Annotated in this window: 6 protein-coding genes; 3 read left to right on the top strand and 3 right to left on the bottom strand. The window is 62.6% G+C overall.

Annotated elements, in window-relative coordinates; all coding sequences use genetic code 11:
* Positions 1–68: 68 nt before the first annotated feature.
* Positions 69–1,019 carry a homoserine kinase gene (locus F6X62_RS25110; RefSeq protein ID WP_153775018.1) on the bottom strand — a complete coding sequence of 317 codons (951 nt, stop codon included), beginning with the start codon at positions 1,017–1,019 and terminating at the stop codon, positions 69–71.
* 72 nt (positions 1,020–1,091) lie between these two features.
* Positions 1,092–1,379 (bottom strand): DUF2782 domain-containing protein, encoded by a 288-nt coding sequence (locus F6X62_RS25105; RefSeq protein WP_063542000.1) that lies wholly within the window; start codon positions 1,377–1,379, stop codon positions 1,092–1,094.
* A 75-nt stretch (positions 1,380–1,454) separates the two neighbouring features.
* On the opposite strand from F6X62_RS25105, the gene polA reads away from it, so the two are divergent.
* The gene (polA, locus tag F6X62_RS25100) at positions 1,455–4,202 is read left to right on the top strand and encodes a DNA polymerase I (protein ID WP_153775017.1); all 2,748 of its coding nucleotides are present in this window, start codon (positions 1,455–1,457) and stop codon (positions 4,200–4,202) included.
* A gap of 359 nt (positions 4,203–4,561) precedes the next feature.
* Here polA and yihA read toward each other — a convergent pair whose 3' ends face one another.
* On the bottom strand, positions 4,562–5,194 hold the full coding sequence (gene yihA, locus F6X62_RS25095) for a ribosome biogenesis GTP-binding protein YihA/YsxC (protein ID WP_153775016.1): 633 nt from the start codon (positions 5,192–5,194) through the stop codon (positions 4,562–4,564).
* Between the two features lie 180 nt (positions 5,195–5,374).
* Here yihA and F6X62_RS25090 point away from each other — a divergent pair, with 180 nt between their 5' ends.
* Together F6X62_RS25090 and F6X62_RS25085 are read left to right on the top strand one after the other, a co-directional pair.
* A complete protein-coding gene (locus F6X62_RS25090; protein ID WP_054893352.1) occupies positions 5,375–5,677 on the top strand; it encodes a cytochrome c5 family protein in 303 nt (100 codons plus the stop codon).
* 31 nt (positions 5,678–5,708) lie between these two features.
* Positions 5,709–6,326 carry a cytochrome c gene (locus tag F6X62_RS25085; RefSeq protein ID WP_054893351.1) on the top strand — a complete coding sequence of 206 codons (618 nt, stop codon included), beginning with the start codon at positions 5,709–5,711 and terminating at the stop codon, positions 6,324–6,326.
* Positions 6,327–6,451 lie beyond the last annotated feature (125 nt).

Here is a 6,451-nt window from a genome sequence, read left to right as displayed (position 1 = left end):
GTTCAGTGCCGTGCCTGTGGGAGCGACGGTTCGCCGCTGCGACTTGTCCCGCGATAGGGCCGCCGCGCTTACAGCGCAAACGGCAACTTCAAAGCCACCTGCTGACGCTGCACCAAACGCACCTCGAACTCGCTCGGATCATGGATCGTCACGTCCATGCCGGCGAAGTCCCGCGCCGCGATCAGGCGCGACAGCCAGAAGCGTACGCAACCCACGCGCAGCATCACCTGCCACAGCGCTGCCTCGGCCGCAGTGAACGGCCGCAGCGCCGCGTACGCCCCCAGCAGCGCCTGGGCGCGCGGCAGATCGATGCCGCCGTCGGCGTCCAGGCACCAGTCGTTGATGGTGATGGCGATGTCATACAGCATCGGCCCGGAGCAGGCGTTGTAGAAATCGATCAGCCCGGTCAGGTGGGTGCCTTCGAACATCACGTTGTCGCGGAACAGGTCGGCGTGCAGGTTGGCCCTGGGCAGTGCCAGGATCTGCGCCTTGTGCGCGGCGATTTCGTCCAGCGCCGGTTGCAGCAGCTGCGCCTGTTCGGTGCTCAGGCCCGGCAGCAGGTCGGCGCCTGAGGCCAGCATCCAGTCCAGGCCCCGATCAGTGCGGCGCTCGATGATGCGCTCGCGGGTCGCCAGGTGGATATGCGCCAACAGCTCGCCAACCTGGGCGCAGTGCTGGTTGTTCGGCGCCTTGACGTGCTTGCCCGACAGCCGTGGCTGTAGCAGTGCCGGCTTGCCGCACAGTTCGCGCAGGCCCTTGCCGTCGCGATCGCGCACAGCGTAGGGAACGGGCATGTCGGCGTCATGCAGGACGTCGAGCAGTTCGATGAAGAACGGCATGTCTTCGGCCGGCCCCCGCTCGATCAGCGTCAGGACGAATTCCCCTTTTTCCAGGCTTACGAAGAAATTGCTGTTTTCGGTTCCGGCGGCAATGCCCTGGAAGTCGAGCAGACGGCCCAGCTCGTACGGCGCCAGAAAGGTTTCCAGCTCAGGCCGGGACACAGGGGTGAAGACTGACATGTTGAAAAGTTGCCCATACGGGCACCTCCTGGAGGAGGTGCCTGGTTGATAAGAACGATACGCGTTACTAGCTTACCATTCGAAGATTTTCCAGGACGGAATCAGCATGTCCGGCTGGTCGGATCGAATGAAATTGCCATCGGAGCCATCGGCGCGTACCAGGAAATAAGGCTTGCCGTTTTTCGGCGTGATCTTGATCGCATACAGGAAACCGTTCTGACGGTACTCCTGGATGGTTCTGTCGCCTTCCGTGCGAATGGTCACATCGGGATCTGCCGATGGGGCGTCGTCCGCCGCCAGCGTAACGACCGGCATGGTGGCCAGCAGGCTGAGCAGTAACAGGCGAATGGGTGTACGCATGATAACCTAAGTCCTTTTGTCGTCACTGATCCGGCTATTCTAGCTCCGGACCCGTCGAAAAGGTTGATTCTCCTCATGAGCCAAGCGCCTCTCGTCCTGGTGGACGGTTCGTCCTACCTCTACCGCGCCTTTCACGCCCTGCCGCCGCTGACCACCTCCAAAGGCATGCCCACCGGAGCGGTCAAGGGCGTGTTGAACATGCTCAAGAGCTTGCGCAAGCAGTACCCGGACAGCCTGTTCGCGGTGGTCTTCGACGCCAAGGGCGGCACTTTCCGCGACGCCATGTTCGCCGAGTACAAGGCCAACCGCCCGAGCATGCCCGACGATCTGCGTGTGCAGGTCGAACCGTTGCACGCCAGCGTCAGGGCCCTGGGCTACCCATTGCTGTGCGTCGAGGGTGTCGAGGCCGACGACGTGATCGGTACCCTGGCCCGCAGCAGTGCGGCAGCCGGGCGTCCGGTCATCATCTCGACCGGCGACAAGGACATGGCGCAACTGGTAGACGGCCACATCACCCTGGTCAACACCATGACCGGCACGGTGCTCGACGTGGCAGGCGTGCACGAGAAGTTCGGCGTGGGCCCTGAGCACATCATCGACTTCCTGGCCCTGATGGGCGACAAGGTCGACAACATCCCCGGTGTTCCGGGGGTCGGCGAGAAGACCGCAGTGGGCCTGTTGACCGGTATCGGTGGCGGTCTGCGTGACCTGTACGAGAACCTCGACAAGGTTCCGGGCCTGGCCATTCGCGGCGCCAAGACCCTGCCGGCCAAGCTCGAGGAGCACCGCGACGCGGCGTTCCTGTCGTACGAGCTGGCGACCATCAAGGTCGATGTCGAGCTGGATGTCCAAGTCGATGCCCTGATATGCGGCGAGCCGGACCGCGAAGCATTGCTGGCGCTGTACACCGAAATGGAGTTCAAGAGCTGGATCGCCGAGGTACAGCGCGACGCCGCCCGGGAGGGTGACACCATTGCTCCGGTCGAGGAGCCTGCTGCCCAGGTCGAGGCGAAATACGAAACCATCCTCGACCAGGCGCGCTTCGATGTCTGGCTCGAGAAGCTGCGCCAGGCGCCGCTGTTCGCCTTCGACACCGAGACCACCGGCCTGGATGCCCAGCGTGCGGAGCTGGTCGGCCTGTCGTTCGCGGTCGAGCCCCATGAAGCGGCCTATGTGCCGCTGGCCCACGACTACGAAGGTGCTCCGACGCAGCTGGACCGCGACGCGGTGCTAACGGCGCTCAAGCCGCTGCTGGAAGACCCGGCCAAGGCCAAGGTCGGGCAGAACGCCAAGTACGACATCAATATCCTGGCCAACGCTTCGCTGCCGATCCAGATGCGCGGCGTGGCCTATGACACCATGCTCGAGTCCTATGTGCTCGACTCTACTGCTACGCGTCACGACATGGACAGCCTTGCGCAGAAATACCTCGACCACAGCACCATTGCGTTCGAGGATATTGCTGGCAAGGGCGCCAAGCAGTTGACCTTCAACCAGATCCATCTGGACAAGGCTGGCCCGTACGCCGCCGAAGATGCCGACATCACCCTGCGCCTGCACCACGCACTGCAGGCACGCCTGGCGAAAACCCCCAGCGTGCAGCCGGTGCTGATGGATATCGAGATGCCGCTGGTGCCGGTGCTGGCCAGGATCGAGCGCCAGGGCGCGCTGGTCGACGCTGCGCTGCTCAAGGTGCAGAGCGGTGAGCTGGGCGTGAAGATGGCCGAGCTCGAACGTCGGGCGTTCGAGCTGGCCGGCGAGGAGTTCAATCTGGGCTCACCCAAGCAACTGGGGGTGATCCTCTATGACAAGCTGGGCATGCCGGTATTGAGCAAGACCGCCAAGGGCCAGGCTTCCACGGCCGAAGCCGTGCTAGCAGACCTGGCCGCCGAAGGCTATCCGCTGCCAACGGTGCTGATGGAATACCGCTCGCTGAGCAAGCTCAAGAGTACCTACACCGACAAGCTGCCGGAGCAGATCAACCCGCGTACCGGGCGTATCCACACCTCCTACCAGCAGGCGGTGGCCGCCACCGGGCGCTTGTCGTCCAGCGACCCGAACCTGCAGAACATTCCGGTACGCACTCCCGAAGGCCGACGCATCCGCCAGGCCTTCGTCGCCAGCCCCGGCTACAAGCTGCTGGCCGCGGACTACTCGCAGATCGAGCTGCGCATCATGGCCCACCTGGCCAAGGATGAAGGCCTGCTGCATGCCTTCCGCAATGACCTCGATGTGCACCGCGCAACGGCCGCGGAGGTATTCAGTGTGGCGCTGGAGGCGGTTACCAACGACCAGCGCCGCAGCGCCAAGGCCATCAACTTCGGCTTGATCTACGGCATGAGCGCCTTCGGTCTGGCGAAGCAGATCGGCGTCGACCGCAAGCAGTCGCAGGACTACATCGACCGTTACTTCGCCCGCTATCCCGGCGTGCTGGCCTACATGGAGCGCACCCGCACCCAGGCCGCCGAGCAAGGCTTCGTCGAGACGCTGTTCGGGCGGCGCCTGTATCTGCCGGACATCAATGCGAAGAACCCGGCCCTGCGCAAAGGCGCCGAACGCACCGCGATCAACGCGCCGATGCAGGGCACCGCGGCCGATATCGTCAAGCGCGCCATGGTCGCGGTAGACAACTGGCTGAACGACAGTGGCCTGGATGCACGGGTGATCCTGCAGGTGCACGACGAACTGGTGCTGGAGGTGCGTGAAGACCTGGTCGAGCAGGTGAAGGCCGAAATTCGCCCCTACATGAGCAACGCCGCGCAGCTCGATGTGCCGCTGTTGGTCGAGGTCGGCGTTGGTTCGAATTGGGACGAAGCTCACTAAACGGCGTGGCGAAGAGGAGTAGGATCTGTGGCGTAGTGTCGCGGATCCGCAGGGTAGGCTCCTCGCCCCCGGTTCTGAAGCTTCATGAAACTATCGCAAATAGTTTTCAAGGCTTCGGAACTAAACCGGTGAACCGGAACTCAGAGTAACTGAATGGCTGGTGAAGCCTTTCGATGCTCCTATGTTGTGTTAAGTGTTGGCAGATATCTGGACCCCGCCCTAGCGGTCCGGACTTGGACCCCGAACTTCCCCCTCCCCATATGAAGTCCGGGGTTTTTTTTGCCCGGAATTTGCCTCATGGCTGCTGGAGAAGCCTGTGGCAGCGGACCCGCCCGCCGCCACAGCGTGCAGGTGGATCTTCAAGCCACCGGCTTGTCTTCCAGCTCCATCCAGTGCGCCAAGACCCGATAGGCCTCTTCCAGCCCCTGGCGCTTGGGTGCCGAAAACAGCTGGATGGACGCCGCGTCGCCCCAGCCCTTGCGAATTTCCGACTGCACCTTGAGCAGAGTGTTCTTGCCCGCGCCGTGAGTGAGCTTGTCGGCCTTGGTCAGCAGGATGTGCATGGGCATGCCGCTGGCCTTGGCCCAGTCGAGCATCATCTTGTCGAAGTCGGTCATCGGGTGGCGCACGTCCATCAGCAGGATCACGCCGCGCAGGCACTCGCGCCCGCCCAGGTAGGCCTCCAGGTGTTTCTGCCAGTGCTGCTTGAGCGGAATCGGCACTTTCGCATAACCGTAACCTGGCAGGTCGACCAAACGCCGTTCATCGTCCAGACTGAAGAAATTCAACAGCTGGGTGCGCCCCGGGGTCTTGGAGGTACGCGCCAGGCTGGCATGGGTCAGGGTATTGAGGGCGCTGGACTTACCGGCGTTGGAGCGGCCGGCGAAAGCCACCTCGTAGCCCTGGTCTTCCGGGCATTGTTCGACCTTGGCAGCGCTGAGGGCGAATTTGGCTTTCTGGCAGAGGCCGAGGATGGGGTTCTTGACTTGCATGGGATATCCGATGTGGTGTTGCCTGATCCAGGCCGCGTTTCCGTTTGGAGGGCGGAAGTATATAATGCCCCAGTTTTTGTGTGCTCATTCTCCCAGCGAAGGAGGACGAGCATGGGGTGTCGATCACTAGCTCGCGCATCAGAACGCAGCGCGGCCCCCAACCCTGTCAGGTCGTTCCGCATGGCGAAATGGCTGCTGGCGGTCGGTATGTTCCAGCCGTTTTTCAGCGCACAGGCTACACAGGATCCCGAGGCGTTGTACAACCGCACATGTGCGGCCTGTCACGCCGGTCAGCTGCCACAGGCCCCCAGGAAGGGCGATGCGGCGGCCTGGGAACCGAGGCTGGCGCGAGGTGTGGATGTACTGGTGGCGCATGTTACCCAGGGTTTCAAGGCTATGCCGCCGCGTGGATTGTGCATGGACTGCAGTGCCGAGGACTACCGATTGGTCATCCTTTGGATGAGTGGCAGTCCCGATACATAACATTTCACCCTTAGCCGTGTTGGATTAGCTGATGAACAAACTATTCGTGAGTCTGCTGTTGACCATGGGTGTCGCAGGTGCGGCCACTGCTGCCGACCCCATCAAAGGCGATGCCGCTGCCGGCCAGGCGAAGACTGCGGTCTGTGGTGCCTGCCATAACCCTGACGGCAACAGCCTGGCGCCGAACTTCCCGAAACTGGCCGGCCAGGGCCAGCGCTACCTTGAGAAGCAATTGCACGACATCAAGTCGGGCAAGCGCACGGTGCTGGAAATGACCGGCATGCTGGCCGCCTTCAATGACCAGGACCTGGCCGATATCGCCGCTTACTTCGCCAGCCAGAAAGGCAGTGTCGGCGCGGCAGATCCCAAGCTGGTCGAGCGTGGTCGTGCGCTGTTCAACGGCGGTGACCTGGAGAAAGGCATGCCCGCCTGCACCGGTTGCCACTCCCCTAACGGCGCAGGCATCGCCCTTGCCGGCTTCCCTCACCTGAGCGGCCAGCACTCGCAGTATGTCAGCAAGCAGCTCACCGACTTCCGTGAAGGTAATCGCACCAACGATGGCGATGCCATGACCATGCGCACCATCGCCGGCAAGCTGAGCAACAAGGATATCGAGGCGTTGGCCAGCTATATCCAGGGGCTGCATTGAGACAAGCGTTAACACTCGGTTAATGCAACATCGCTAGGGTCTGTCTGAAATGTGTCTGCGCGAAGGCCAGACAAGGCGAAACGGGGGGAGGAAGCGCAGTGTACTGGAGTACATGAGCATTCCGA

Source organism: Pseudomonas sp. MNR3A, from assembly GCF_009650575.1.
GTDB classification, from domain to species: Bacteria; Pseudomonadota; Gammaproteobacteria; order Pseudomonadales; family Pseudomonadaceae; genus Aquipseudomonas; species Aquipseudomonas machongensis.
Note: the sequence above shows the minus strand (reverse complement) of the source record. Positions and strands in the feature narration are given on the sequence as shown.